Here is a 26,390-nt window from a genome sequence, read left to right as displayed (position 1 = left end):
ACCTTAAACCATACCTCGATATGTCTGAGCCAGCGTCAAAAGCACATCATCGACATTCAACTGATACCCACAAAAAAGCGTCAAAATCTGAAAAAGCGCATCACTCGCAGCGTAAGGAGGAGGCGCAAGTGAAGCGAGAAAAAGTCTTTCCATTCAGTGCAATTGTGGGACAAGATGAAATGAAACGCTGTCTTTTGCTCAACATCATTGAGCCACGCATTGGAGGCGTGCTGGTAATGGGACATCGAGGAACAGGTAAATCCACGACTGTGCGTGCGCTTGCCAATGTATTGCCTATGATTGAACGAGCTGAAGGTGATCCCTACAACCGCACCGTCGAAGAAGTCCTACAAGCTGAAGCCATAAACGGCAAAAGGAAAACGCTGCATCTGCATGCTGAAAAAATTCCTGTGCCAGTGGTCGATTTGCCGCTTGGCGCAACAGAAGACCGGGTGTGTGGCACCATCGATATTGAGCAAGCTCTCACCAAAGGTGAGAAAAGCTTTGAGCCAGGCTTGCTGGCTAAAGCCAATCGTGGGTTTCTTTACATTGATGAAGTGAATTTGCTCGATGATCATTTGGTCGATGTCTTGCTGGATGTGGCGGCAAGTGGGGTAAATGTCGTAGAGCGCGAAGGCATTAGCATTAAGCATCCAGCACGATTTGTCTTAGTGGGCTCTGGCAATCCTGAAGAAGGGGAGTTGCGCCCGCAGCTCTTGGATCGCTTTGGGTTGCATGCGCGTATCAGCACTATTACTGACATTGCCTTGCGTGTCGAGATTGTGCGGCGACGGCGCGCCTTTGATGCAAACCCTGATGAATTTTTGGCAGAATGGGCGGCAGAGCAAGACGCCTTACAGCGACGCATTGTAGAAGCAAAGGCGCTCGTAGGACAAGTTGAATTACCAGAAGACCTCTTGATACTGATTGCAGAACTCTGCATGCACTTGGGCATTGATGGTCATCGTGGCGAACTGACTGTAGCGCGTGCTGCCTCAGCTAATGCTGCTTTGGAAGGACGTAGAGTTGTAACGCTGGACGACATCAAAACAGTAGCGGTGCCAGCACTGCGTCATCGTCTGCGACGCGATCCTCTGGAGACCATGGATGCAGGCGAAAAAGTCGAGCGCGAACTCCAAAAGGTGTTAGCAAAAGTCAGCCAACCAAAACCTGCAGCTGAATCGGTGCTCACTTGATACTGACTACAATGCCCTCACTGTGACTACTAAATTCTGGGGCATACATGGATTGAATGGTAGCAATGCCATTCTGAAATTTGCCACGATGCACAGCGCGTAGCGCATACTCAAACACATACACACCTTTTGGCGCATAATCCATAAAAAAGTGTGTGGCAACATCGCGCGTAGATTCGTAGTAGCCTAAGCCATCCTGATACTTGTATTGCGAAAGTACACTAAGCGGCTCAAAACCAGAGGCGCGCATATCTTTGAGGTGAAGAAACTCCATATCCCGATCTAAACGCAGTTCAAGTCGAACTTTGACAACATCACCGACTTTAATTGGTGTTTTCTCGCTAATCGGTGCAAGCTCCTCGCCTTTGTCGGTCATGCGTTTAATGAAAAGTTGTTTTTTGAGTTTGAGTGGTGTTTCTATTGCTGCAGTGATTTTATCCATTTGCTCAAAGTATTGCCAATACAGCGCACCCCATGCAACAACATCATTCGGATTGTTGACCGTAACCTTGCCATATTCAGGTTTGACAGCGTCTTTTGTCCAAGCGGTCTTGAAATATCCCGTGCCGGCTTCGACTTTCAAGTCAGGACGTGTTTGCGCATTGATCGCGAGCGAACCTAAAGTAACTTCTGCAAGTTGGGTGCTGGCAAGCAAATCAGCGCTGCGCAGCAGCAGAGCATAGCAGGCTTCTGCCGTAGCTTTTGTTGTGCGCCAGTCATGCGTTTGTTTGTGTTTAAGTAGCCAAGTTTTCATGGCTTCTACAGAGGCACGATCGTCCAGAATTTCATCAAAGCATTCAATGAGCAGAGCCTGTGTCTCAATTGGAGCTTGATACCAATAGTAGCCTGATGTGTTGTCCTTCCAGTACATGCCTAATTCGTCAGAGCGCAGAGCATATTCCTGAATAGAGCGCATGATATCTTTTGCACGATTCTGTGCGTCAGGTGTGCCAAAACGGTGGAAAGCAAGGGCAAGCATGCCTTTGAGCATAATGTTGCGTGCAGTCCAATACTTTTCAGCTTGGCGTGTCCAGTATTCAAAGGCTTTAAGCTGACGCTCTCTGCCGTCAATGGGAATGTCCGTGAAGTAACTGCGTGCATAGAGATAGTGAATAGCAAGATAACTCAAATGATCATCTTCGGGCTTTTTCGAGTGCTGCATAATCCACTCGTATTCACGTGTCATGCTCTCATCGAGATAGGCAATGGCACGACCCATCGCTGCACCAAGCGATGAAGGCATAGCGCTAATGAGTGCAACATCTTTGGCACGTTTGTAAATGCCAAGTTTATCCAAATGTCCTATGCCTGCAACAATATGCTGCGTAACCCAGCGACTTTCAGGCATACCTGAAAACCAAGGAAAGCCGCCACTGGGCAGTTGCATAGCAGCAAGTTTTTGCTCTGTCTGTTTCAGACTCTGTGCAAGGGTGTTGAGGTCAAAAAGCAGGGCAATGCGGCGCTTGCGCTCGGATTCACTTCTGCCATCAAGAACCCATGGCGTTTCTGCCAGCAGCGCTTGTTTGAGTTCCTCATTTTTCTCTAGCTTAGAGAGCAGTGCGGAAGGCTGTTCATTTTTCCAGCGCTCAAAGACTTGCTGAATCTTCGGTGAAGAATTTGCTACAAATGAAGCGATGCTGTTGGCGTAGTAGCGCGAGAACATTTGCTCGGCGCACTCATGCGGAAATTCTAAAAGATACGGCAAGGCTTGCACCGCATACCAAGCAGGATTGGAGGTAAATTCTAGTGTCAGTCGCTCGTGTCGAAGTGTGCTGGAGCTCGAGGCTTGCAGCAGTTTCGTGAGCTCAAACGATTTGGTTTGCTTGGCTCGCACAGGCAGAGGTAGACTTTCCGTAACCAGCATCTTATCGGTGAGCGTCGGAATCACATTTTCTTCACCGTCTGAAAAATTGCCAGCCTTTGCAACGGCACGATAAAGTACAGCGGAGACACCTTCAGGAATTTTGAGGCGCCAGAAAAGTACGGCATCGCTGCTCGCCTTTACGCTGAAAGTTTGTTCGCCTAACCCTTTCAGAGAGAGCGGTCGCATCGTCGTTGCATCAAGCAGAGAAAGTTGTGCAGAGCCGCTAAGCACTTGGTCGGAAAGGTTCGTGATTTTGACAGGAAATTCAATCTCATCGTTTTCACGCAGAAAGCGTGGAGGATTGGGCTGTGCCATGAGCTCTTTTTGTGTAACAGTCTCCGCAGAGAGCTGACCAACCTGCATATCTTTGGTATGCGCTAAGCCCAAGAATTTCCATCTGGTCAAAGCTTCGGGCACTTTGAAGCGGAAGATGATCTCGCCTTTGTCGTTCGTGGTCAAGGTCGGGAAAAAGAACGCGGTTTCGTTCAGATTCTTGCGCACCTTGACTGCACTGAAATCGGTGGCAGGCTGCGGTGTGGCACGTGGTGCAGACTTTTTGTCCTGTGCAGTTACACGTTCAGCGTCATCAGCCATAGGGGACGCCGCCGTCGCAGTTTCCCTATCCATATCTTCATCATCACGCTGCCGACGAGCATTCGCTGCGCCAAGGCCACCTGCGCTAGAGCTAAGGACAAGGCCGGGGCCAAAGGGACCAAGGTATCCGAAAAACTCCAATCCGTAGTTTTTTAGTGCATCATACTCTGCATAGTAAGAATCTTCGTAGCGATTCCAGTCCAGCTCTAAGCCTTGAGCTTGAATGACGCTGAACGCGTTGCCGGCGCTGGCATAGCGTTGAGCATAAAAGTAAGGATAGAGTGAAAGCGACCACTTATGCGGCAAGAATGCATCAAGTGAGGCATCGTACAGCGCCGCGACCATTTCCGCCGCGACCTTCTCGCCTTTTGAACCACTGAGTTTGAGCGACCATTCTTCTTCAGCACCGGGCAAAAGTTTATTGCGAAACGATGACCACTCGACACGCAACTCTTTGTTTGTCCAGGGCACAGTAATTGTATGCTGTTCTTGGTAGAAACGATAGCGATGCACGAAGTAGATGCGAAACGAGATGTTGCCACGGTATTCTTCTTTGATTGGAATTTCATACACCTGTTGTGAGGTGCTGGCTTGCAGGAGCTCAGATTTGATGAGTTTGCCACGATGCTCGAGTTCATAGTAGGCTTGAACATCAGGGTAAGCAGAGCCCCAAATGAATTTGAAAGTCTCGCCCGGCTCGTAGCTCTTGTCTTCAGGAATGATGAAAAAGGAGGGTACAGTGGCAGCAGGTTTGGTATCGCTGGGTGAGTAAAGTGTGAAGCGCTGTTCGAGCTTGAGCAGCTTACCAAAACGGTCTTGGGTTTCAAGTACAGCAAGGTATCTGCCAGATTCCATTGAAGCAAAAGGCAACTCAAGAGCTTCGGGTGCAGTGCGGTTATTGAACGAAAAGACTTGTGGCGTTGTGCCAACCGTTTGGCTCGTGATACGGTCTTCATCTGCGTAGTAATCATCAGGGAAGAGCGCGTTGTATTGAGTTTTCGTCAATGTCAATTGGTCAGGTGCTTCCCAAAGCCGTTCTCGCAGAGGCTGAGCAGGTTCAGGAACTTTGTAGAGTGTGAGTGTGCCTTGAGCTGGTTCAAATGTGCCGCTCAAATTTTGTGTTTCAATGATAGCCTTGGGGGGCTTGGTCTTATCAATTGCATCGGGAAGTTTAAGTGAGGCACGCAGAGCAAGGTAGCCAACTTGCACTGAAGTCTCTGCTGTGCGCGTCTCGCCGTTCAGGTCAGTAACATCAGCATAGACCGTGTAAGTAAATTCAGGGTCATCACTTTCAGGAATGCTTTTATCAGGCACTGCAGGGAATTCAATGACAAATTCACCCTTGGCATCAGTGTGAAGCGTGCCGTGTGCAATTTCGCGTGCAGCGACAGTAGGAGGCGCAATCCACCAGCGCCACCATATTGGAAATTGCGTATTGCGTACCACACGAAACTTAACTGTGGCATCCGTAAGATTGGCACCTGCATAAGATTTGGCTACGCCTGTTACTCTTACAAGATCATTTAGCCGATAAGAGCCCGACACAGGGTTGAACAAGACTTCAAATTTTGGTCGCTTATATTCTTCAACCTGCACAAAGACGCAGCCCGTGCCTTTGCTCTTGGCTTCGATCTGCATCCTGCCTGTGAGCACACCAGTAGGTGCAATGAAACTGCCGTGAAACGTACCGTAATCATTAGTTTGCAGAGAAAGCGCAGAAATCACTTGATAATTCACATCGTAGAAGGTTACTCGAACACGGTCATTTGTGACTACATCATACTTTGTGTCGTCTATGCTGCGCCTTAAGACAATTCCCTTGAAGTAAATCGTTTGCCCTGGTCGATAAATGCTACGGTCGGTGAAAAGTGAAATAAAGTAGGAGGATTGTTCTGACTGTATGTATGATCTGGAGGCATAGAATTCATCTGGCGCAATGAAGCGGTCGTCTTTATAGCGTAGATCGATTTGGAACGCATATTTCATGCTGCGCACGATAAATTTACCGTCTTTATCACTTGTGTATTGACCAATTTTGAGCCGACGTGCGCGGCGATTTGCATAGTTATATTCTGTTCGAAAAAGTTCAGCTGTTGCACCAGCCAGTGCTTTGCCAGTCTGTGCATTAAGCACGAAAAAGGTTTGTGCACCATCTTCATCTCCGCTGCTCTTGACAAGCGAGAGTGAAGTTGACCAAAACTCTAAGAGCTCAAGTTTATTTTCGTCTTGCTTGAAATCGGCTCTTGCGCTCATAAGCAATGCATAGCGACCGGTCGGTAGCCCATCGACTTTGAGCTCGGCACGGTGTGTGAGCAAGTCATTCGGTAAAGGAAAATCTTGTGAGAACTCACGAATCGGCTTCAACTTCAAGGCTTTCAAAATGCGGCTTTCTGTAGACTCCTCAAAAGACCATGTGTTCGTGTTGGGAAGTTGGATGAGGCGAAAGTAGGCTTTGTTGAAGTTTTGATATTCTGCTAGCACACGAAAGGGCTGATTAGGGGCTACGCACAGCTCGCCACGCAGACTAAACCGTTTTGCAAGAATCCTGCTTTTGAGACTGCGGCAATCGATAGCGCCACGAGAGTTTGGTGCACGTTGAATGGCTTCATTGCAAAGTCTCAAAGCACGTTGTTTGCCGTTGTAGCCCTCCGAATCTTTTTCTGAATCACGATCGAAGTGGTAACATGCAAGTCTGTAAAGGACATCGGTAGAAGCAGGGGAATTGCGATACTGCATTTCCAGCTGCTTTAAGGCTTGTTCGTAGGCTGCATCTTTTTCGCTGTGAAAAGTAATTTGGCGTACATAACTCAAGCGCTCAAGCTCGACATCAATTAAAGCGTCAGCCGTTTTATCGTTAAGATGAAAATCAATTAGGTCTTGATAGAGTAGCAGTGCACGGTATTTGAGTGATGAGGTATCACGCGTCATAAACTTTATGTGCACAAAGGCTTTCGCTGGCTTAAATCCATTGAGCGAAGTGAGTTCAAACTCATAAGTCGGTCGAGGAAGCGATGATTCTTCGTTGCAGTAAAACTTAAGTGCACGATGTGCAAGAAAATCAAAAAGTGTAGGGCGATACTTTTTAGAATCTTTGGCAGTATCAAGAATGGAATCGTAGACTGAAAGCGGTGTTTTTTGCAGCTCAGACTTGCTCGAGAGTGCAAGGCTATGCATAGCTGTGATGCGCTCAAAAAGTTTCTGCAAATCCCATGTGCGAATATCGCTATCTAAAATTTGTGCTGTCTCGGTGCGTTGAAGAAATCGCCAGCGGTTGTGTTGATAGTATTGCCAGTAAAAATCCGCGAGCAGTGAATACAGCAGAGGTTGAACAGGAAAAAGCGCACTCTTGGCTTCCGCTTCAAGCGATACAATCGCTTTGACAAGACCCTCTTCTTCAGTTTGGACTGTATATTTGGCAAGATGAATCAAGGCTTTGACCTGCTCTGGTGCATTGCGCTCTGCTTTGGCTTTGAGATAAATTTTCTCGACAAGTTCGCGCGCAGATTTCGGTAAGCCCTTACTTTCTTTTTCTGTAACAGCCTTCCAATCTTTTTGGTAATCATTGTCCATTTTGGGTTTGGGTGTCGGTTGTGCAAAAAGCAGTGATGTTGAAAATGAAGTTGAAACAAAGCAAAGCAAGATGAACAGGCTCAAGCGGGGCATAGTGCAGTTGAAGTTTTGTGTTTGAAGTTTGAAGCGATTGTAAAACATCTGCAAACTTGCAAAAAAAGATGCAAGAGTTTGTCAAAAAAATGTCAAAAAAATGTCAAACTGCTGCCCGACTTACTTGAATAAAGAGCCTTGCATGAAAATCCGTAGAGTTCGTATGAGCTGTGTTTTGGAACAAGCAAGAGAGTAGACATTGTGCTCTCTTTAAGCCGCAAGATTGAGAGTAACTTTGAATTTCTCTATAGGTATGAGCGCTTTAAGCTACCGATATGTCTCGGTCTATGTTGAGCATTCATTCAGCGATCGTGCCTATGCCTATCGTGTGCCTATTGAATTTTCCGAAATGGTTCGCATCGGCAGTAGGGTATTGGTAGAGTTTGGACGAAAGGGGGCAGCAAAATCGGAGCGTCTTGGTTTTGTCGCCGCCTACCTTACAGAAGAGGAACTTACGGCGCCACCGATGGGTGAAATTCTCGATGTGTTTGATAATGGCGAGCCAGCACTTTCCGCAGAGCTAATGCAACTGGCGCTGTGGATGTCAGAGTATTATGTCTCTTTTCCGATTGAAGCAATTTATGCGACACTGCCCTCAGCGCTGCGCATCAGACCAAAGGAAGTGGTATCACTGCGTGAATTTGCTTTGCAGCATCCTGACGAAAAAATAGTCAAGACAGAACTCCGTCGGCGAATTGTACAACTGCTCGAAGAGAAGAAAAAACTCACGGTTGCACAGCTTCAGCGTCGACTGGGCTCGAGGCATATCCGAGCTGCACTCTCTGAACTCGAGCGTGTAGGACTGATTGAAATCAAAAAGACGTTTGTGCAAAACGCTAACCCCAAATTCAAAACAGCGTATCGCCTTGCAAAGCTGTATTCTGAATCAGAATGCGAAGAACTTTTGCAGATGCTCAAACGCTCACGAAAGCAAGCAGAAGCACTGCAAAATTTTATGAGGTTAGGCAAATCCAGCGCCTTTGCAGATGAACTTGGAGCAAGCACAGCAACACTCAATGCACTGGTTGAAAAAGGAATTTTCATCAGCGAAAAAACACAAATTACTCGCGAGTTTTTGCAATCATTTTCAGAGCAGCGAAAAGAAATCGAGTTTAACGATGAGCAGCAAGTTGTCGTGCAGCGCCTCTATCAACTCTTGGAACAGCAGCAGTTCAAGACAGCGCTGCTCTACGGTGTAACAGGCAGTGGCAAGACATGGATGTACATTGAAGCAATCCGGAAAGCATTAAGCCTCGGACGATCCGTAATTGTGCTTGTGCCAGAAATTTCATTGACGCCACAGACAGCATCACGATTCCGTAGCCATTTCGGTGATGCTGTGCGTGTGCTACACAGCGCAATGTCAGATGGAGAAAAATTTGATGCCTGGCAAAGTCTCAAGCACGGCAAAGCGAAAATTGCATTAGGACCGCGCTCAACGGTGTTTGCACCTGTGCCAAACTTAGGACTCATTATTGTCGATGAAGAGCATGAGTCATCTTACAAGCAGTGTGATCAAGCGCCACGCTACCATGCAAGAGATGTAGCGGTGATGCGTGCACGGTTTGAAAATGCACTCTGCTTATTAGGCTCGGCGACGCCTTCCATGGAATCGTTTCAAAATGCAAGGGTAGGCAAATATGAATTGCTCACACTCACAAAGCGTGCCGATGCTGTAGCTATGCCCGAACTTAAGCTCATTCACATTGCACGCGCAACAAAAATTACGCCATCGATTTCAGAGCTGCTCTACAATGAAATTCGTGCACGCTTAGAGAAAAATGAGCAAGTCATTTTGTTTCAAAACCGGCGTGGCTATGCAGGCAGCGTGCAGTGTGAAGATTGCGGATGGATTGAAATGTGCAGCGAGTGCAGCGTGCCAATGGTCTATCACTTGCAAGACAATCATCTGCGCTGTCATTACTGCGGCAAGACAAAGGCACTTGTGCAGCATTGCCGTCGGTGCGGATCAGAAAAACTCTCGTTCAAATCAAGTGGCACAGAGCGTGTTGAGCAGGAGCTACAAGAGCTCTTTCCAAATGAGCGCATTCTACGCATGGATTTAGATACCGTCTCGCGCAAAAATGCACATGCAAAAATTCTTCATGAATTTGCAGAAGGCAAAGCACGAATTTTGCTCGGCACACAAATGGTTGCCAAAGGATTAGATTTTCCAAATGTAACTCTGGTCGGCGTGCTTGCTGCTGATATTGGACTCTCGCTGCCAGATTTTCGTGCTGGCGAACGCTTATATGCCTTGCTCTTACAAGTGGCAGGTCGTGCAGGGCGCGCTCAGAAAAAAGGTGAAGTGTATTTGCAAGTCTATAACCTAGAGAGTGATATTTTTCGCTTGCTCTTGCAGCAAGACTATCAACGATTTTTCGGCTACGAAGTCGCAAACCGTCAGCCACTGTTTTATCCACCGTTTTCGCGCCTAGTCAAAATTGAGTTTTCAGGCAAGCATGAAAGCGAGGTCTCAGACGCCGCATGTGAGTTTTCAAAATTGCTCTTGCCACTGCTTAATGCAACACACTTCGATGTGCTGGGTCCAGTGCCAGCGGTGCTTGCAAAACTCAAAGGCAATTTCCGTTACCAAATTTTGATTAAGCAAAAGAATGGTATGCGACTTGCAAAATCACTTTACCGCACACTGCAGGCAGAGTTTCGTAAGCGCTGGGGCAATCGTGTGCGTCTGGATATTGATGTCGACACACAAAGCATTATGTAAGTTTCGGCTGTGTGCGACTGCCGGGTTTGACCGCAGGCAAACGAGCAAGTTCAGGCGGCACATCTTCAGGCTTGTAAGCTACGACATCCATCTGCAAAAGTGAAAATTGATTGTCTGCAAGTCTAACTTTGCCATTGCTGCGATCGACAATAAAACCTACGCCAGCAACCGTAGCACCGTTTGCATGGACAATCTCCATCACTTCGCGCACCGAGCCACCAGTCGTAACGACATCTTCTACAATCAAACAGCGCTCTTTTGGATGCACCTCAAAGCCACGCCGAAGTGTCATAATACCGTTTTCACGTTCGGCAAAAATCGTGCGCACACCAAGCAATCGACCAACTTCAGTGCCGACTACAATCCCACCAATTGCAGGCGAAATCACCACATCGAGCTGCGCTGAGGCAAAGTGCTCTGCAATCGGCTGACAGAGCAGTGTCAGATATTTTGGATACTGCAACACTTTGGCGCATTGAAAATAGTGTGGACTGTGCAAGCCAGAAGAAAGCAGAAAATGTCCTTCAAGCAGTGCCCCAGTAGATTTGAAAATTGAAAGAATTTCATCACGCGAAAGTGCCATGTGTGTATAGTCTTCGAGTTTGAATTGATGTAGAAGATAAATGATGGCAAAAGATGCACAATAACATCAAGCTACAGTGATGAGCAATGAAGTTTCGTAGGTAGGCATAAAGTTCTAAATTTAAAATATGTGTTGCCGTAACTATGCAATAATAACGCTGCTGTGTTGGGCACGAGTTGTGTGCCTACTTGCGCAAGAAAGTGATACGCTCAAATCTGTCGAAGTCAAAGAGCTTGAAATCAAGGCGAAGCGTTGGGTACGCCCAGCAGAGTCAGCTGTGCCGTACGAATCACTCTCGCAGCAAGAGTTAGCACGCAGTGCTGCCAACACACTTGCCGATGCAGTGCGCCAACTACCCAGTGTCATGCTCAAAGACTACGGCGGCATTGGTGGTCTAAAAACCATTTCTGTGCGTAGCTTGGCGCTGAGCATACCAGTGTGCAACTCGACGGCATCAAGCTGTCGGATACGCAAACGGGGCAAATTGACTTAGGAAAGTTTTCTCTTGAAAATGTCGCTCGCATTGAACTCTTGCAAGGCAATCCCACAGATGATTTAAGTCCAGCGCGCGCTTACGCCGCTGCCAGCTTGCTTAGTATCATCAGCCGCGCTCAAGATGAGAGCGAAATCAGTAGACCTATTCAGGTGCGTGCAATGCAGCAAGTCGGTTCATTTGATTTTGTAAGCACAAGCCTAAGTTCTGCTGTTACGCTAAGTCCAGCATGGAGGACCGCAGTGAGCTTTGAGCGTCAAACTGCAAGCGGGCGATATCCTTACATTTTTCAAGATGGGGCGCAGGCAATTAAGTTAGAGCGCCAAAACAGCGATGTGCATAGCACACGTTTCGAAGCCGACCTTAGTGCCAGATTCACGCGCCGCATGAGACTGCGTTCAAAACTCTATCTCTACAACTCTGAGCGAGGCTTACCGAATGCCGCTATTATTGATAACTTTGAAAATTCCCAGCAGCGACTTTGGGTCAGCGATGCATTCTGGCAAGCCTCACTTGAAGCCGAAGCCTCTGAACAAGTGCGTCTTGGAATAAATACCAAGCTGGCTCAAAACGATTTGCGGTTTCAAGACCCACTTGCACTGACCACAGGCGGGATTGATGATCGCTACATGCAGCGCGAAGGCTATATTGCAGCAAGTTTTAGCTATAAACCTGCAGCGTGGCTTACGCTCAATGCCGCAAGTGATGTTGCAATCAATACGCTGGATGCCACACTGTGGCAATTTTCAAAACCGACGCGGTGGACAACCTACACCGTCATTGGTGCTAAAGTGCGCCAAGAACAATGGAACTTGGATGCAAATTTGCTAGCGACATTTGTCAGCGAGACAACGGTGCAAAACGAAGCTGCCCCTGCACGGCAAGTGCTGACGCCAACGCTTTCAATTGCCTACATGCCCTTTACAGAACTAGGTCTGCGTTTGCGTGCGTCGTACAAACAAAGTTTCCGCATGCCAACCTTCAACGACCTTTACTATACGCGTGTGGGCAACATTAACTTGCGCCCTGAGCGTGTTGAGCAAATCAACATTGGTGCAGGTTACGAGCTTCTCAATCAGAGCCCTGTGCAGTATGCGGCGCTGCGTGTGGATGCATTTCGCAATCTGACCATTGATAAAATTCTTGCCGTGCCGCGTGATGCGTTTAACTGGTCAATGCAAAACATTGCGCTTGTAGAAGCCACAGGCGTTGATGTACGCTTGGAAAGTGTCTTCAAAAAAGTCTTTGAGCTTGAGCTGTCAATTGCAGCAAACTACACATATCAAACCGTACTGGATATCACGCCGCAATCGCTCACATTTGGCAATCAAATCGCTTACACGCCGTTTGAAAATGCTGCCGTGATATTGAGTGCATCATGGAAAAAACTTGCCCTAACTTGGATGTGGAGTTTTGTCGGCTATCGTTACCAATTAGGAGAAAATATCATGGCGAATCTGCTGCTGCCGTATGCGCTCAGCGATCTAACGCTGCGCTTTGAAGAGACGCTCTGGGGTGTGAATATCACCGTAAAGTGTGACCTCAATAATGTGTTTGATGAGCACTATCAAGTCATTCGCAGTTTCCCAATGCCCGGAAGAAACTTTCGCTTGAGTTTTGGCTTGTTGTACTGAACTTTAATCAAAGAACAACCTTCAAATCCATGCACAAAATTCATCTCTACTACGGCTATGGCAAAGGTAAGACTACATCTGTAATTGGTCTTTCAATTCGCGCTCTGGGAGCAGGGCAACGCGTTGCCATTGTGCAGTTCGACAAAGGATACGATGGACAAAATGAGCACTACTCTGAGCGCTTTATTTTGCGCAAACTCAAAGAAATTGGCTATCCAATTGAAATTGTGCCAACAGGCTGCGAGCGTATGATGGCTGACGGCACGTTCCGATTCAAAAATCAAGATGAGGACTTTGCAGAAGCGCAGCGTGGACTTGCAGCTGCAAGGCATTTCATCGAACAAGGCGAGCTGGACTTGCTTGTGCTTGATGAAGCGCTTGCAGCCGTTGCCTACAATCTCCTAAATCAATCGGATGTGATGGCACTCTTGGATGTCTATGAAGCAAAAGAACGTCCGTGCGAGTTAGTCTTATCGGGGCACAAAATTTGGGATGAAGTAGAAAAGCGCGCAGACCTGATTACAGAGATGCGAAAAGTTAAGCATTATTTTGATGAGGGGGTGCCTGCGCGCTTAGGCGTTGAGTTTTGAGCAAACTTTAGAGCAGCCCACGCTCGTGTGTCCACTGCATAAAACTTGTTTTGAGTTGCTCAAACGAGTCGAGCACAAAAAGCACATCTTGCAAGTGCCATACATCATAGTCTTGATGAATAATGCGCTCCACGTCAAAAGGATAAACTGTAACCTTGTCAGACAGTGCATGCTCGACTTCTTCGCATGAAGAGAGTGCACCTGAGCCAAAAATTCTGACGGCATTTTCTTCATAGACGAGCCCGAACTCCACCGTGAACCAGTGCAAGCGCTCGAGGCTAATGCGATCTTGTCCTTGCGCGTAAAGTGCAGCTTTGCCGAAGAGTTGATAAAAATCAGCAAAGTCAGGATTAGTGAGCATGGGCAGATGTCCGAAGACATCATGAAAGAGATCGGGTGCAGGCGTGTAGTTCAGTTCGTGTCGACCGCGAATGTAGTCAGTTGAAGGGAAGATGCGCTGGGCAAGCAAGTTGAAGAAATCTCGCTCGTGCAGCAGTCCAGGAATGCGAGCTACACGCCAGCCAGTCGTGCGTTCCAGCTGGCGACTGACCTCAGCTAAGGCAGGTATTTTATCTGAACGAAGTCCTAGAAGCGTAATGCCTTGCAAGAAATCGTGGCAGGCGCGGTTCGGCAAAAGAGCGCACTGGCGCGCATAGAGAAATTGCCAAATTTGATGTTCGTCTTCGCTGTAGTTAGGGTATTGGATGTCATCACCGATTGGAGGAGGACCGTCAAGGTGCTGTGGAATGCAGCGAGGATCAAGTGCGCCATCTTGTGTGGCTTTTTCATAGGCGGAAAGCGGCTCGAGTGCCTCATTAAAGGCAGGCTCGCCGAGTGATGCGGTCATAGGATGTACCTCCACAGAAAACGGTTACGGTTATAGTGTTGCGTAATTATGTCGTACGCAACAGCAAAGTTAGAGTTTTTAGAAGGAAATAAAAACCAAATTAGAAATGCTTAGAACTTCAGCTTGATGGTGAAAATTGGTATGGTTGGTGCTGGCAAAGGTACGCGCTGCGAAAGATCATCACTGATGTCGAAGCCGAAGAGATGTGCGTCGACATACGCATCGACAATTGAGGCAAGATAGACAAGCAAGATATAGACGCCAAATTCATCGCGTTGCTCTCGGTAGAACTCACGAAAGCGTCGGTTCGCTTCTAGGCTTGGAGGTGTGGGCGTTTTGGCAAGATCTTCTTCGTAGCGCTGGCGAAATTCCAAGTATTGGCGTTGCTGCAAGAAGTAGTTATAGCCAAACCATGCAAATAGTCCATAGACAATCGGCAGTTTCCAGTAAGCGCGATTATAGATTTGACCAAAGCCGGGAAGGAGGGCAGCGCCTAGTGCAACCAGTTCGGGACGTAGCCGCCACGCCAGCGAATCTGGTTTGGTGACACTATCAGCTTTTGCTGTGTTATCGGCTTTGGCTAAAACGGTGTCTTGCATGCGGGCTTGCTTGACATGAAGTGTACTGGTGTCGGCTGCAACTGTTGCAGAGCGTTCGCTCTTGAGTGTAGCTGTGTCTGGTAGAGTGTTAGCCGCACGCTTGGTCTCGCGCACAGTCGTATCGCGGCGTGAAAGCGCAGATTGGGTGGGCTCAGGTATGAAAGGAGTGTGAGTCAAAAAACACAAGTTGTATGTCGGCTTAAAAGGCAGGTCAGAAGGTGCAAAGAAAGCGGCGCAGTCGTGCCTTGCAGTACAAAAAGTCAGAATGAGAAAAAACAATAGGAAACGCAAAAGCATGAGCCGTAAGTCAAACCTCGGAATTGCCAATTGCATCAATAATGCGCTCTAAATCGTCGGGCGAATAATACTCTATGATAATTTCTCCTGAACCTTTACTGGTGTGCACGACTTTGACTTTTGTTGCCAAGCGACTGCGCAGAATAGACTCAACTTCGGAGACATTCACATCTTTGCTATCTGAAGTTGGCTGATATTTGGACTTGTTCTTTTTTGCAGCACGTGCGGCGCGGCTGACCAAATCTTCCACTTTGCGCACGGAGAGCCCTTTGCTCATGGTGAGTTCCCAGATTTCCATCTGTGTCTCTGGATCTTCAATTGAGATCAGGGCACGTGCATGTCCCATGGTAATTTCACCATTGCGCAGACTTTTTTGAATTGGTTGAGGCAATTTGAGCAAGCGCAAAAAGTTCGTAACCGTCGTGCGGTCTTTGCTGACTTTCTTGGCAACTTCTTCCTGCGTGAGATGGCACTCTTCAATTAAGCGCTGGTAGCCAGTAGCGATTTCAATTGGATTGAGCTTTTCACGCTGAATGTTTTCAATGAGCGCAAGCTCAAGCATTTCTTGATCGCTCTTGACATCCATGACATAGGCAGGAATTTCTCGCAGTCCTGCCTCAATGGAGGCGCGCAAGCGTCTTTCGCCGCTGATGAGCTCATAGCCATCACCTTTAAGGCGCACCGTGATAGGCTGAATGACACCTTTTTCTTTGATCGAGGCTTTAAGTTCTTCGAGCGCCTCAGGGTCAAAATCCATGCGTGGCTGAAAGGGGTTTGGCGCAACTTTATCGACAGGAATGACGCCAATCATGCCGACTTCCCCCGTGCGTGTGTCACGGAACTGGTAGCCTCGCCCGCCCGGTAGACGATGCTCCTTTTTGGAAATCACCTCTATTGATTCGTCAGGAATCAAGGCTTTCAACCCTTTGCCAAGCGCTAACTTTGCCATAGCCTGTTTCAATTTCGTTGATTGAAAAACCACATAACAATATCACAGCAGTTTGATTGTAGATATGCTTTTAACGACCGCCTGCCATGTGGCGTACTTCCTCACTGCGCTCTGAGAGCGGTGTGGACGAACCTGCTGAAGCCTCTGAAGAAGGCGGTGTGCGCTCTTGCTCTGCGCTGCCGCCGACAGCGGCTTTTTTCTTGCTAAACTTCTCAATACCATCACGCTCAAACATTTCATAAGCAAGGTCAATGTAATCTTTTGTGCCTAAGCTCTGTGCATCGTAGAGAATGATCGGCTTGCCATGACTTGGTGCTTCAGAGATTTTGACATTGCGTCGAATCAGCGTATTGAAGACTTTTTCTTTGAAATACTTGCGCACTTCTTCGGCAACTTGATTAGAGAGCCGCAAGCGGCTGTCGTACATCGTAAGCAGAACTCCCTCAATTTCAAGCGTCGGGTTCAGATGCTTGCGCACGATGTTAATGGTGTTTAAGAGTTGTCCCAATCCTTCAAGGGCGTAGTATTCACATTGAACGGGAATAAGCACAGAATCGGCAGCAGTCAGTGAGTTGAGTGTAATCAGCCCAAGCGAAGGCGGACAGTCAATTAAAATGTAATCATACTTTTTGCGTACGCGCTGCAAGGCTTTGAGCATGACTTTCTCACGATCAGGTACATCAATGAGCTCAATTTCAGTGCCAACTAAATTGATATGAGAGGGCACAATATCCATGTATGGCATCACCGACGGCTGGATGACGTCTTCAATGTCGACATGCTCAATAAGCACCTCATAGATCGTCTTGGTCTCATCGTTTACTTGTGTCCCAGAGCCAGAAGTCGCGTTTGCTTGGGGGTCAATATCAATCAGCAGTGTAGTCATTTCTGCAGCGGCAATCGACGAGGCAAGATTAATGGCTGTAGTGGTCTTGCCTACACCGCCTTTTTGGTTAGCAATCGCAATAACTTTTCCCATTGATGCATATTGGGTTTAGAGCTGCCTTTGAGGCAGTTAGTCTGAGAAAGCATTCAGTCTGCAAATCTTGAGCAAAACAATATAGCGAAAAAAAAATAGGGTTGCCAAAACTCTTGTGAGACGCAACATCTTCAAACGGTGTATAGGCTCAGAGAGAAAAAGACAAGGCTGCAAAGTTTGACTTTTTGCGCAGGTAAGTTATATTGCGATATGCTTAGTAAAACGCTGCGCAAAATTTCCACGCGTCGCAAGATGCATCACACCGAAGTACGCAGTGTGTCTTAACTAAAACATGTGAAACTGTCAAACCGCCTCACGAAAAAATAGAGTCTTGCTATGTCATTTGTTGGGAACATCAAAGGATGGACAATTACGGAAATGCTTCAACTCATTCGCCAGATGAAAAAAACCGGCGCAATGATTGTAACGACGGATGATGGCGATGTGCAAAAAAAGTATTTTTTCGTAACGGGCTGGTGATTGCTGTCGATACAGGCTCGGAAGATCTTGGCGCGATTCTCTTAGAGGAGAATATGATTACACGCGCTGACTTAGACCAAGCTATTGCCTATCAAAAACAGCATCGCGACAAGCGCATTGAACAAATTCTTCTTGCTATGAAGAAAGTCGATGCGCCAAAGTTAGTCAAAGCTATACGCATTCAAATTGAGCGTGTCATTACGGCACTCCTGCAAGAAAAAAGCGCGAAGGTTGCCTTCGACCCCGAAGCCCCGCTCACCGTTCAAGGGCTAAGTAACGGTGTCGACATTCAAGGCATCATGCTAACAGCGTCGGTCAAGGTCGATGAATTAGAACTGGTTCGCCAGCGTATTCCAAACGTCAACGCCGTGCCCCGAAAAACCAAGCGCGGCGAAGAAGAAATGAACGAGATTTCTCTGAAATTAGCAGAGTGGAAAGTCTTCCTGGCGATTGATGGTAAGACGGATATCAAAACGCTAGCGTTAAAGTTGCGCATGGAAGAAGTCTCTGTCCTAAAGTGCTTGGTCGTCTTGCTCGATGGAAAGTGGATTGAGCTCGTAGAGGGACAAAAAGATACGAGAAAGAAAATTCTTGCTGTCGATGATAGCAAAGTGATTCTTAAGACAATTCAACTTGCACTCTCGGAGACGGGATACAGCTTGATTACTGCTGAAAGCGGAAAAGCAGCACTGGAGTTGGCGTTAGAACATCGTCCAGACCTGATCTTGCTGGATGTGATGCTGCCAGATACAACAGGTCTGAAAATCTGTAAGACAATTCGTACTGATGCAGAGTATGAGGCTATCAAGGATGCGCCTATCGTGATGCTTTCAGCAAAAGATGCGGAAATCGATAAAAATTTGGGGTTGCATGCAGGCGCAAATGATTACATTACCAAACCGTTCAAAGATGGAGAGCTCTTGCAAGTTGTAGAGCGGTTTCTGAAGAAAACTGAACCTGTTGCCAGTTAAAACTAATCTCATTCTTTAACTGTATGCCAAAAGTCCTCATAATCGATGATAGCGCTGTAGAGCGCACCATTATCGCCAAAGTCATGACGGCGTTGGGTTATACCATCGTCGAGGCTAATGATGGCGAAGAAGGTGAAGCTAAAGCCGTTGAACTCAAACCCGATATCATCGTGCTCGATGTGGTAATGCCAAAGAAAGACGGCTTCCAAGTCTGTCGCAATCTCAAAAAGATGCCAGAGACAGCCAAAATTCCTGTCATTATGATTACATCCAAAAATCAAGACAGCGATAAGTTTTGGGGCATGAAGCAAGGGGCAATAGCCTATTTGGTGAAGCCATTTAACGAGGATGACTTGGTCTCAGCAGTAAACAAAGCCCTTGCCCCGTCGTGATAAAGTGCAGAAAGCAAGACAAAAGCGTGGCGTCAAGATAACTCTTACTAAGTGCGGGAGATGCGAAAATGAATGATGAAAAGCCCAGTGCGCAAAATGAGGAGATTCGTCTTGAAGATTTGAACACGATTGATAAAGATGTGATCAAGTTGCTGAGCAGCATAGACGCCAGCAGCGACATATCTCAGCAGCAAGAAAGCGAAGAAGAGCGCGAGCAATATATTGCCATGTTGCTCGGTGAAAAAGAAGTCGCATTTCGCGTCAATGACATTGAAGCCATTCTCGATGTGCCGCGCATTACGCCTGTGCCGGGGTTGCCGGACTACATTCTTGGGATTTGCAATGTGCGCGGCGAAATTACCTCAGCTGTAGATGTGCGCAAAATTTTAGGCCTCGGTACACGGCGACAACAAAAGAATCGGCGTGAGCGTGCTGCAGAAAAAATGATCATCCTGCGTGGCGAACTCTACTCTGTGGGTATTCTGGTCGATGCCGTGCTCGATGTCTTGCGTGTCGCCGAGCGAGAGTTGGTCAAGGTGAATGCTGCCGATGGAGAACTGGCACGCATCTCTCAATTTGCAAAGGGTCTTTTTACCAGACCTGGAGAACAAGGGCGCGATAACGATGTGATTTTGATTGACACAGAGAGTTTGCTCAGTACTAAAGAACTTAGTCAGTTTCAATGATACTTGTAAACTAAATCTCATGGATCAAAATGAACACGAGAGAAAATGCAGCGCTGCGAGCGCAACTCGTCGAAAAACTCCTTACTAATGTGGTAGAGTTGGAGCAAGCCTTGAAAGCCGATGCTAACAACGACTTTTTAAGAACGCTCTGCGAAGAGCAGAAAAAACTACTTGATTATGTAAAGAATACGGCAATTAGCGACCGCATGCTCAAAGAGTATTTGGGTATCTTAGACGAAGTGGTCAAAGAAAAGCCGAAACAAGAAGAAGTGCATGCGTCAGCAAAAACCATTGCCGCAAAAGCTGCTGCTGCAGCAAGTGCACCGACTAAACCTGCTTCATCTTTCTTGGATGATGATAGCGACGGCGGCGGCGATAATGTGCTGGGCTTAGACCTTGAAAGCGTGCTCGGCGATATCTTAGCTGACGAAAAAGCCGCCGCAGCGATCTTCAACACAAACACTGAAGACTTGCTGCGCATCGATGGCGATAAAATTATCTTGGAAATCGATGAAGAACTCGAACAAGGCATTGATGAAGAAGCCAAAATGTTTGAAGTCGAGCAGCACTATCGCAATAAAGATTACTTCAAAGCTTTGGCTGTAGCCCTCGCGCTGAATATTCGCTTCAAACAAGGCGTCGGCAAACGCTCCGATGCCATTGTGCGACGCCAAGATGAGATTCTCTTCGACTGCAACTATCGCATCGCATATGACTACCTCGAGAAAGTCAAGGTAACAAAAGGCGATGAACAAGTCGACAATAAACTCAGTGCGGTCATGCACCTCTATAACGCACTCGACCAGCAGCCACTTCCAGGGCAAGAAAAACTGCGTCAAGACATGAAGGCTGTGATTGATAAACTCATTGAGCGCGATGGGATTGGCGGACCAGCTTACATCAAGGCAGGACTGTTCAAAAAGGTGAAGGTGCCTGCGCCAGAAGATAAAGCGCAAAAGAGCTTCTATTGGAAAGAAAAGGCAATGCGTGAGGTAAATGTAACACGCAAGGAGTTTTACTGGCTGATGACCTTTGCCTCGGATATCAACTACTATCCATACCAGATTGCACTGGCAAACTTCTACATTGAAGTCGGTCGTCTCGACGAAGCCTGCCGCTATATCAAAGTGCCTTTGCCGCTCGTGGAAAATGATGGCGTGGATTTTCTACTGGCGTTGCACAAAAAAGACCCCGCCTATGCCGATAAGTTTATAGACGCCGCTTTAAATCCGATATGAAGCAACTGCGCTCACGCTACGAAACACCTGACAAAAAGGAACTCTCAGCAAAAGATGAATATGAGCGTGCAAAACTTGAAAACCAGCGCTTCAAGAAGTTTATTGATACGATTGACCTTTGGCAAAAGCGAATGGACGCTATGAAAGCCGATGTGCCCTTCAAAAACAGCACACTTCGCATTGAATACACAAAAGCCTTTGCAGAAATCTTGCAAGAAGCCAATAAGGTTCGTCCCGATTTGATTGTGCGTGACTTTATCGAACGCTACCGCTCAACGGATGTGCGAAGCGTACAGAACCCGAACATCTTGAACTTCATTGATTTTAGCTTCCGCTATGCTATAACGCCCGATGAAAAGAGCATCACAGGCTTGGTGGTAGAAGGGGAAGCCGAAGCCAAACTGGACACGCTCAGCAAAGCGGTATTAGAGTATTTTAACTCGGAGATTGGCGTATCCTCAAAATCTATCGCAGAAACAAAGCAGCGTGTTACGCAAGAAACTGAAGCCATGGTGAAAGCTATGAAGGGACTGGGTTACAGATTTGAACGGATGCCAATCCTAACAAAAGTAAGTAGCTAAGTCATAATCAATCCAAAAAGCTACTGACCCTTAGCGGTCAGTAGCTTGAATGCCCTACTAATTCAAGTTTATGGAGGAGCGTAACAGCCGTCTTGATAAGAAAATCCTAATCACGCTTGCTATTGCAGTAGCTATAGTCCTGGTGGTGCTAACGGTGCTGTTTCAAAATCGCTATGCATCAAGAGTGCAAGAAGAGTTTGAAAGTAAAGCCATTCAAACGGCTGAAACGCTTCAAGACATGTGGGCATTCAACGCTGAAATGTTCGTCAAATCTCATGCAACGCTCAGCGACACAAGCTACACGTTGCTGATGATGATTCACTACAACCCCAGCATCGCTCAACTCGGGCAGAAAGAACAAAAGGCCGATGCGACCATATCGGGCTTCAAGGTGCGCCAAATCTCTCAAAACTTCCGCAACATTCGCAATAAACCTGCTGACCTTGATGAAGAAAATCTGCTTGCAAAATTGCAGCAGCGCATGATTGAATACCGCACAAAAGGATTATCGGAGCCAGAACTGCGCAAGCAAATCGCAATATGGGATAAGAGTAAAATCAACGGACAAGACGTGATTCGCTATACGCAGCCGATTATCATCAAAAAGCAATGCTTAACCTGCCATGGCGATAAGGCACAAGCCCCAGAGTATGTGCAAAAGAATTACGAAACAGGATACGGTTACAAAGTCGGTGACTTGCGTGGTGCGGTCTCTATCATTGTGCCTGCGCAAACATTTCAGCAGAGCCGCTTATACGATACGCTCCTGATTGTGAGCGCTGTGCTGCTCTCCGGTGTTGTGATCATGGCCTTGCTCTTTATCATCATGAAAAAGACAATCGCTGAGCCAGTTCGGAAAATCGCTAGCACCGCAGCACGTGTCGCTCAAGGCGATCTCTCCGAACGACTGCTCTACGATAAGCCCGATGAGTTAGGCGAAATCGTCGAACATTTCAATACACTGGTCGATAGTGTCAAGGATACAGTGCGTGAAATCGTGGATCTGACCATGAAACTTAACCAAGTTGCATTGGACATCAGCAATACAGCAACAGGCATTGCTAAAAGCGCTGAAAATCAAAATGCGATTCTCAAAGAAGCCTCACAAACGATTGGTAAAATGAGTGTGTCGCTCAATGCGGTAACAGAAGATGTACAAGGACTGACAATCAATGTACGTGAGACAAGAACAGCGATTGAAGACCTCATCAGTACCGTTCAGGAAGCCGCACGCAGTATTCAAGATGCAAACCAAGTCTTTAGTCAAGTGATCAATGAGGTGCAGGGTGGACGCTTTGGCATTGAGCAAATTAGCCAATCTATCCTGGGCATCTCAGAGCGTCTCGAGGGCCTCATCAATCAAATTCAAATCTTAGACCGCAATACGCGTGAAGTGACCGGAACGACAGATATTGCAGCACGTACCGCCAAGCAAACAAACCTGCTTGCTGTCAATGCCTCAATTGAATCTGCTATCGCTGGCGAAGCAGGCAAAGGCTTCCGCGTGGTGGCATCTGAAATACGAAACCTGGCAGAACAGTCATCGGCTTCAGCGCAGCAGATTCAAAGTATGATTCTCGAGATTCGTCAAAACGTGATGCGAATTGTAGATACCATCGTAGAAACAAATCAAGCTGCGCTCGATAGCATGGCAACCGTAAAGGATGCCGAGAAAACCTTAGACAAAATCACACAGTATTATTCTCGCTCAAGCAGCATTATGAGTCGCTTGTCAGGGTTAATTGATGCCCAAATGCGTAGCGGACAGCAAGTAACGATGAAAACAACCGATATGACAATTCGTACCTCGCAAGTCATAGAGCAGAACGAATTACAGCGTGCAATGGGACAAAAAAATGTTGAAAGCCATTGAAACCCTCTCTGAAACAGCCCTCAAAAATAAGACAGCATCTGAAGAAATTATCCAACTCTCTCAAGACCTGATTAACCAAGCCGAGCAACTGCAAAACGCGATTCGTCAATTCAAGATGGCAGAATCGACGCAAGTCCTACGCTAAGTGCGCACAACGTACGCGTGCAAGCTGCAGGTAGCTAACAGAGACAGATACAGTGAAAGGCGAAAGTAAAGGGTTGAGGAGGCAGGATTCGAACCTGCGGTAGCCTGATCCAGAGTCAGGTGCCTTACCACTTGGCTACTCCTCAATAAGGCAAGACAGGTAAAGCGGCAAGTCTGCTAATGCTGTGGACGCACCGAAGACTGCGCAACAGGGACGCTAGCTAGACTTGAAGTCGCTGTGTGCTTGAGTAAATGGAAAAGTGATGTGCACCCGTGAGGACTCGAACCTCAGACCTTCTGATTCGTAGTCAGATGCTCTAATCCAACTGAGCTACGGGTGCATGCCTAAAAAGCCTCCTAAGTCTCAGAAGAGCCGCAAATATACAGCGGCGTGAGATTTTTTCAAAAATTTTCTCTGACCTTGAGCCCTACTCGTGCACAACTGCTGAACCAAAATTTGTCGACTCCAACACCGTGCATGAAAACTCTTGCTGAATCCGCTCCAACATCCTACGCGATACATGCTGCATACCGAAACTCATCGCGGCTTCTGACATCACTTTGATAATCGGTTCTGGAAAAAACTTCAAGAGCGTGGGCACAGCGAAATCAACTTGAATCTTCATACTGACATCAACAAAAGTTTGATGAAGCGAAAGGGGTTTCAAGAGCATTTCGCCATCTGCTTTTCCAATGAACGTGTGATCATCAGGCATTTCACCTTCAACGACGACGGGATAATCTTTCCAAAAAATCTGACTCTCGGAAAGCCCAAGCGGTGCACGCTCAAGTTGCTCGACAAAGAAAATCAAGCGAATAGGATGCGACTGCGGATCTGTAATCTCGAAGTCCCAGCGATAGACATTTTCAAGTTCAGTACGAGAGACTTCCTTGCAGAAGGGATTGAACGACAGAATTTTCTCCTGATTTGCAAAAACGGATAGACGCGATCGAGACTGCCGTTCAAGACCACTTGACCGCGTGACTTACCAATGACTTCCATAGTATTCTCCTTTCTCCGGACTTTCACTACACCAACTGAACAGGTGTCAGGAAAGCACAGTCCTAAGCCAAAGGTAAGGTAAACTCACGAGTTTTCCAGTAAGTGAAACAAAAGCACGTCGAGAAAAAACATCGTAGTGATTTTTTTCAATGCGGTCAAGAATTTTGCTGTAATTAACACGGCTCACGTGCACCGCAAGCTGGCTATCTTTGGAAAGCAAATCAATCCCAGCATCGGCTTCAGTGTAGTAGCGGCGCGCCCGCTCAATTTGAAACTGCATCAAGGCTTTAAAGCGCGTATCAATCACCCTGTTGAAAATGTCTTGCTCGCTGTAGTCAAATCGCTTCAAATCTTCAAGTGGCAGGTAAATACGACCTTTGCATGCATCCTCACCAATATCACGCAATATATTGGTAAGCTGCATGGCAATACCAAGTTTGACAGCGTAGTCCAGCGCATCTTTGTTAGAGTATCCAAAAATTTCTGAGGTCATTAAGCCAACAACGGAAGCAACTTTGTAGCAATACACATACAAGTCGTCAAACGTCTGATAGCGACTGACTTGTAAGTCCATGCAGACTCCATCAATAAGTTCAAGCGGCAGCGATTTTGGAATACGATAGCGCTGAAGCATATCATGCCATGCGATCATAATCGGGTGGTCGACAATCATGCCGCTGTAGCAAAGGTCAAGGTCAGAACGCCATTGATCGAGCAGGGCAGCAATTTTTTCTTTGGTGAGCGACTGGCGACTTTCTTCAGAGCGATCGACCAGATCATCGACATAGCGGCAAAGCGCATAGACAGCATGCACAGAAGCACGCTTTTGAGCGGGCAAAAAGTGCGCAGCAAAGTAAAACGTCTTGGCATGCTTCCACGAGACCTTACTGCAATACTGATAAGCAAGTGTGAGCGTCTCTGCATCAATCTCAGACAGAAACCGTCGTCGTTGAGCCGTGGAATTTAGAGCGGCATCAGGGTCCGCTGCTTTCGGGACAGCGGGGTTTACTAACGCTTTCTGCTCAAGGTGCATAAAGGATTTTTTCAAGTTTCAGAGTTTTAACAATGAGGAAAAGCAGCTAATTCTTTAGCATTCTTTAACATCACTCCTAAACATTTCCTATCCTAAATGAACGGTAGGCACTTACAAACAATTTTTCAATTTAGCGATATTCTCGGATTGTAAAAAATGAGCGCATAGCAAGACTGAAAATGATGAACATAGCAACACATCAAAGCTCTGCAGAGCGTAGCTGCACCAAACAAATGAAAAGCACTTGACACAAAGAAATTTTTAGGCAAAAAAATGGTTTATTGCCCTTGAAAAATTGTAGCACTGAATTAAATTCAAAGCAAAAAAATGAGCAAACCTCGTCAGGAGTAAAGCTATGGATTTGAAAAGCCTCGTGATGACGATAGAAAGTTACTTCTTCTTTGTGGTGATACTTGCGATGCCTATGTTCGCAGTGGTCTCCCTCATCAATCGATTTCGTATCAAACAAGTAAAACTTGCCATACGACATGGCGCGCTCTGGGGATACCCACTGATGCCAAGTATCTATGCATTGGTGCAAGTGCTTTGTGCCGTAATCGCTCTTGCTATTGGTGATGAAAACTCTGCCATCAAGTTCAGTTTCTACTTTCTGGCAAGCCTCTTTTGGTTCCTAGGCGCGTGGGCGTCAGAGCAACGCGTCGTAACAGATGAAGGGATTTACCTCAGCGTCAACTCGCGCCGCAATGCTCTGCTGAAATGGGGCGCTATCACAGACTATTTCGCTAAGGTAAAGACAAACTGCGTTGAGTATCATTTCTTCTACAACACAGTCTCCACGCAAAAAGGCAAGAAGCTCGTACGTCGAAATGTAACCGTAATTCGGGTACAGAACGACCAGAAAGAAGCTTTTGAGAACATCCTCAAGTCTGAATTAGAACCACGCTTCGAAGTCGACCCTGCAAAATTTTAGAGGCGAGTTTAAGCCTTAATTGGCCCAGCTTGCTGCTCTTGT

Annotated in this window: 20 protein-coding genes and 2 tRNA genes; 12 read left to right on the top strand and 10 right to left on the bottom strand. The window is 46.9% G+C overall.

Annotated features, from left to right (window positions below):
- Positions 1 to 20 precede the first annotated feature (20 nt).
- Entirely contained in the window at positions 21 to 1,196 is a 1,176-nt protein-coding gene (gene bchI / locus CMR00_06340) for a magnesium chelatase ATPase subunit I (GenBank protein PIO48211.1), read from the top strand.
- On the opposite strand, the gene CMR00_06335 is transcribed toward bchI, so the two are convergent.
- Positions 1,189 to 7,365: a hypothetical protein gene (locus tag CMR00_06335; protein PIO48210.1), complete on the bottom strand. Its 6,177-nt coding sequence runs from the start codon at positions 7,363 to 7,365 to the stop codon at positions 1,189 to 1,191. The genes bchI and CMR00_06335 overlap by 8 nt on opposite strands.
- A gap of 205 nt (positions 7,366 to 7,570) precedes the next feature.
- On the opposite strand from CMR00_06335, the gene priA reads away from it, so the two are divergent.
- Entirely contained in the window at positions 7,571 to 10,045 is a 2,475-nt protein-coding gene (priA, locus tag CMR00_06330; protein PIO48209.1) for a primosomal protein N', read from the top strand.
- On the opposite strand, the gene CMR00_06325 is transcribed toward priA, so the two are convergent.
- Positions 10,038 to 10,628 carry an orotate phosphoribosyltransferase gene (locus tag CMR00_06325; GenBank protein ID PIO48208.1) on the bottom strand — a complete coding sequence of 197 codons (591 nt, stop codon included), beginning with the start codon at positions 10,626 to 10,628 and terminating at the stop codon, positions 10,038 to 10,040. The genes priA and CMR00_06325 overlap by 8 nt on opposite strands.
- A gap of 178 nt (positions 10,629 to 10,806) precedes the next feature.
- On the opposite strand from CMR00_06325, the gene CMR00_06320 reads away from it, so the two are divergent.
- From CMR00_06320 to CMR00_06310, 3 genes are read left to right on the top strand one after another with little or no spacing between them, the layout of a single operon-like run.
- The gene (locus CMR00_06320) at positions 10,807 to 11,121 is read left to right on the top strand and encodes a hypothetical protein (GenBank protein PIO48207.1); all 315 of its coding nucleotides are present in this window, start codon (positions 10,807 to 10,809) and stop codon (positions 11,119 to 11,121) included.
- A gap of 38 nt (positions 11,122 to 11,159) precedes the next feature.
- Positions 11,160 to 12,755: a hypothetical protein gene (locus CMR00_06315; protein ID PIO48206.1), complete on the top strand. Its 1,596-nt coding sequence runs from the start codon at positions 11,160 to 11,162 to the stop codon at positions 12,753 to 12,755.
- Positions 12,756 to 12,784: 29 nt separating this feature from the next.
- Positions 12,785 to 13,345, top strand: a complete 561-nt coding sequence (locus CMR00_06310) for a cob(I)yrinic acid a,c-diamide adenosyltransferase (GenBank protein PIO48205.1) — start codon at positions 12,785 to 12,787, stop codon at positions 13,343 to 13,345.
- Between the two features lie 7 nt (positions 13,346 to 13,352).
- On the opposite strand, the gene CMR00_06305 is transcribed toward CMR00_06310, so the two are convergent.
- From CMR00_06305 to CMR00_06290, 4 genes are all read right to left on the bottom strand, one after another.
- The gene (locus CMR00_06305; protein PIO48225.1) at positions 13,353 to 14,192 is read right to left on the bottom strand and encodes a phenylalanine 4-monooxygenase; all 840 of its coding nucleotides are present in this window, start codon (positions 14,190 to 14,192) and stop codon (positions 13,353 to 13,355) included.
- A gap of 110 nt (positions 14,193 to 14,302) precedes the next feature.
- Complete coding sequence (locus tag CMR00_06300) at positions 14,303 to 15,088, bottom strand: hypothetical protein (protein PIO48204.1); 786 nt, start codon at positions 15,086 to 15,088, stop codon at positions 14,303 to 14,305.
- 10 nt (positions 15,089 to 15,098) lie between these two features.
- Complete coding sequence (locus tag CMR00_06295) at positions 15,099 to 16,037, bottom strand: DNA-binding protein (protein ID PIO48203.1); 939 nt, start codon at positions 16,035 to 16,037, stop codon at positions 15,099 to 15,101.
- Positions 16,038 to 16,107: 70 nt separating this feature from the next.
- Entirely contained in the window at positions 16,108 to 17,016 is a 909-nt protein-coding gene (locus CMR00_06290; GenBank protein PIO48202.1) for a chromosome partitioning protein ParA, read from the bottom strand.
- Positions 17,017 to 17,492: 476 nt separating this feature from the next.
- On the opposite strand from CMR00_06290, the gene CMR00_06285 reads away from it, so the two are divergent.
- From CMR00_06285 to CMR00_06260, 6 genes are all read left to right on the top strand, one after another.
- Positions 17,493 to 18,467, top strand: coding sequence for a hypothetical protein (locus CMR00_06285; protein ID PIO48201.1), 975 nt, complete (start codon positions 17,493 to 17,495; stop codon positions 18,465 to 18,467).
- A 23-nt stretch (positions 18,468 to 18,490) separates the two neighbouring features.
- Complete coding sequence (locus tag CMR00_06280) at positions 18,491 to 18,859, top strand: two-component system response regulator (protein ID PIO48200.1); 369 nt, start codon at positions 18,491 to 18,493, stop codon at positions 18,857 to 18,859.
- A gap of 68 nt (positions 18,860 to 18,927) precedes the next feature.
- Positions 18,928 to 19,545 carry a hypothetical protein gene (locus CMR00_06275; GenBank protein PIO48199.1) on the top strand — a complete coding sequence of 206 codons (618 nt, stop codon included), beginning with the start codon at positions 18,928 to 18,930 and terminating at the stop codon, positions 19,543 to 19,545.
- Positions 19,546 to 19,574: 29 nt separating this feature from the next.
- A complete protein-coding gene (locus tag CMR00_06270; GenBank protein PIO48198.1) occupies positions 19,575 to 20,783 on the top strand; it encodes a hypothetical protein in 1,209 nt (402 codons plus the stop codon).
- Positions 20,780 to 21,364, top strand: coding sequence for a hypothetical protein (locus CMR00_06265; GenBank protein PIO48197.1), 585 nt, complete (start codon positions 20,780 to 20,782; stop codon positions 21,362 to 21,364). The genes CMR00_06270 and CMR00_06265 overlap by 4 nt, the downstream gene beginning before the upstream one ends.
- A gap of 70 nt (positions 21,365 to 21,434) precedes the next feature.
- Positions 21,435 to 23,237: a hypothetical protein gene (locus tag CMR00_06260; protein PIO48196.1), complete on the top strand. Its 1,803-nt coding sequence runs from the start codon at positions 21,435 to 21,437 to the stop codon at positions 23,235 to 23,237.
- 215 nt (positions 23,238 to 23,452) lie between these two features.
- Here the strand turns inward: CMR00_06260 and CMR00_06255 are convergent.
- The 4 genes from CMR00_06255 to CMR00_06240 form a co-directional block, all read right to left on the bottom strand.
- Positions 23,453 to 23,527, bottom strand: a tRNA-Gln gene (locus CMR00_06255).
- Positions 23,528 to 23,647: 120 nt separating this feature from the next.
- Positions 23,648 to 23,722: transfer RNA gene (locus tag CMR00_06250), tRNA-Arg, on the bottom strand.
- An 87-nt stretch (positions 23,723 to 23,809) separates the two neighbouring features.
- Positions 23,810 to 24,193 carry a hypothetical protein gene (locus CMR00_06245; GenBank protein PIO48195.1) on the bottom strand — a complete coding sequence of 128 codons (384 nt, stop codon included), beginning with the start codon at positions 24,191 to 24,193 and terminating at the stop codon, positions 23,810 to 23,812.
- A 237-nt stretch (positions 24,194 to 24,430) separates the two neighbouring features.
- Positions 24,431 to 25,417 (bottom strand): squalene synthase, encoded by a 987-nt coding sequence (locus CMR00_06240; protein PIO48194.1) that lies wholly within the window; start codon positions 25,415 to 25,417, stop codon positions 24,431 to 24,433.
- 355 nt (positions 25,418 to 25,772) lie between these two features.
- Between CMR00_06240 and CMR00_06235 the strand changes: the two genes are divergently transcribed.
- Positions 25,773 to 26,348, top strand: a complete 576-nt coding sequence (locus tag CMR00_06235) for a hypothetical protein (GenBank protein PIO48193.1) — start codon at positions 25,773 to 25,775, stop codon at positions 26,346 to 26,348.
- The last annotated feature ends 42 nt before the right edge of the window (positions 26,349 to 26,390 follow it).

This window comes from [Chlorobium] sp. 445 (genome assembly GCA_002763895.1).
Classification (GTDB): domain Bacteria; phylum Bacteroidota; class Chlorobiia; order Chlorobiales; family Thermochlorobacteraceae; genus Thermochlorobacter.
The sequence above is the reverse complement of the archived record's forward strand: the minus strand, read 5'-3'. Positions and strand labels throughout refer to the sequence as shown.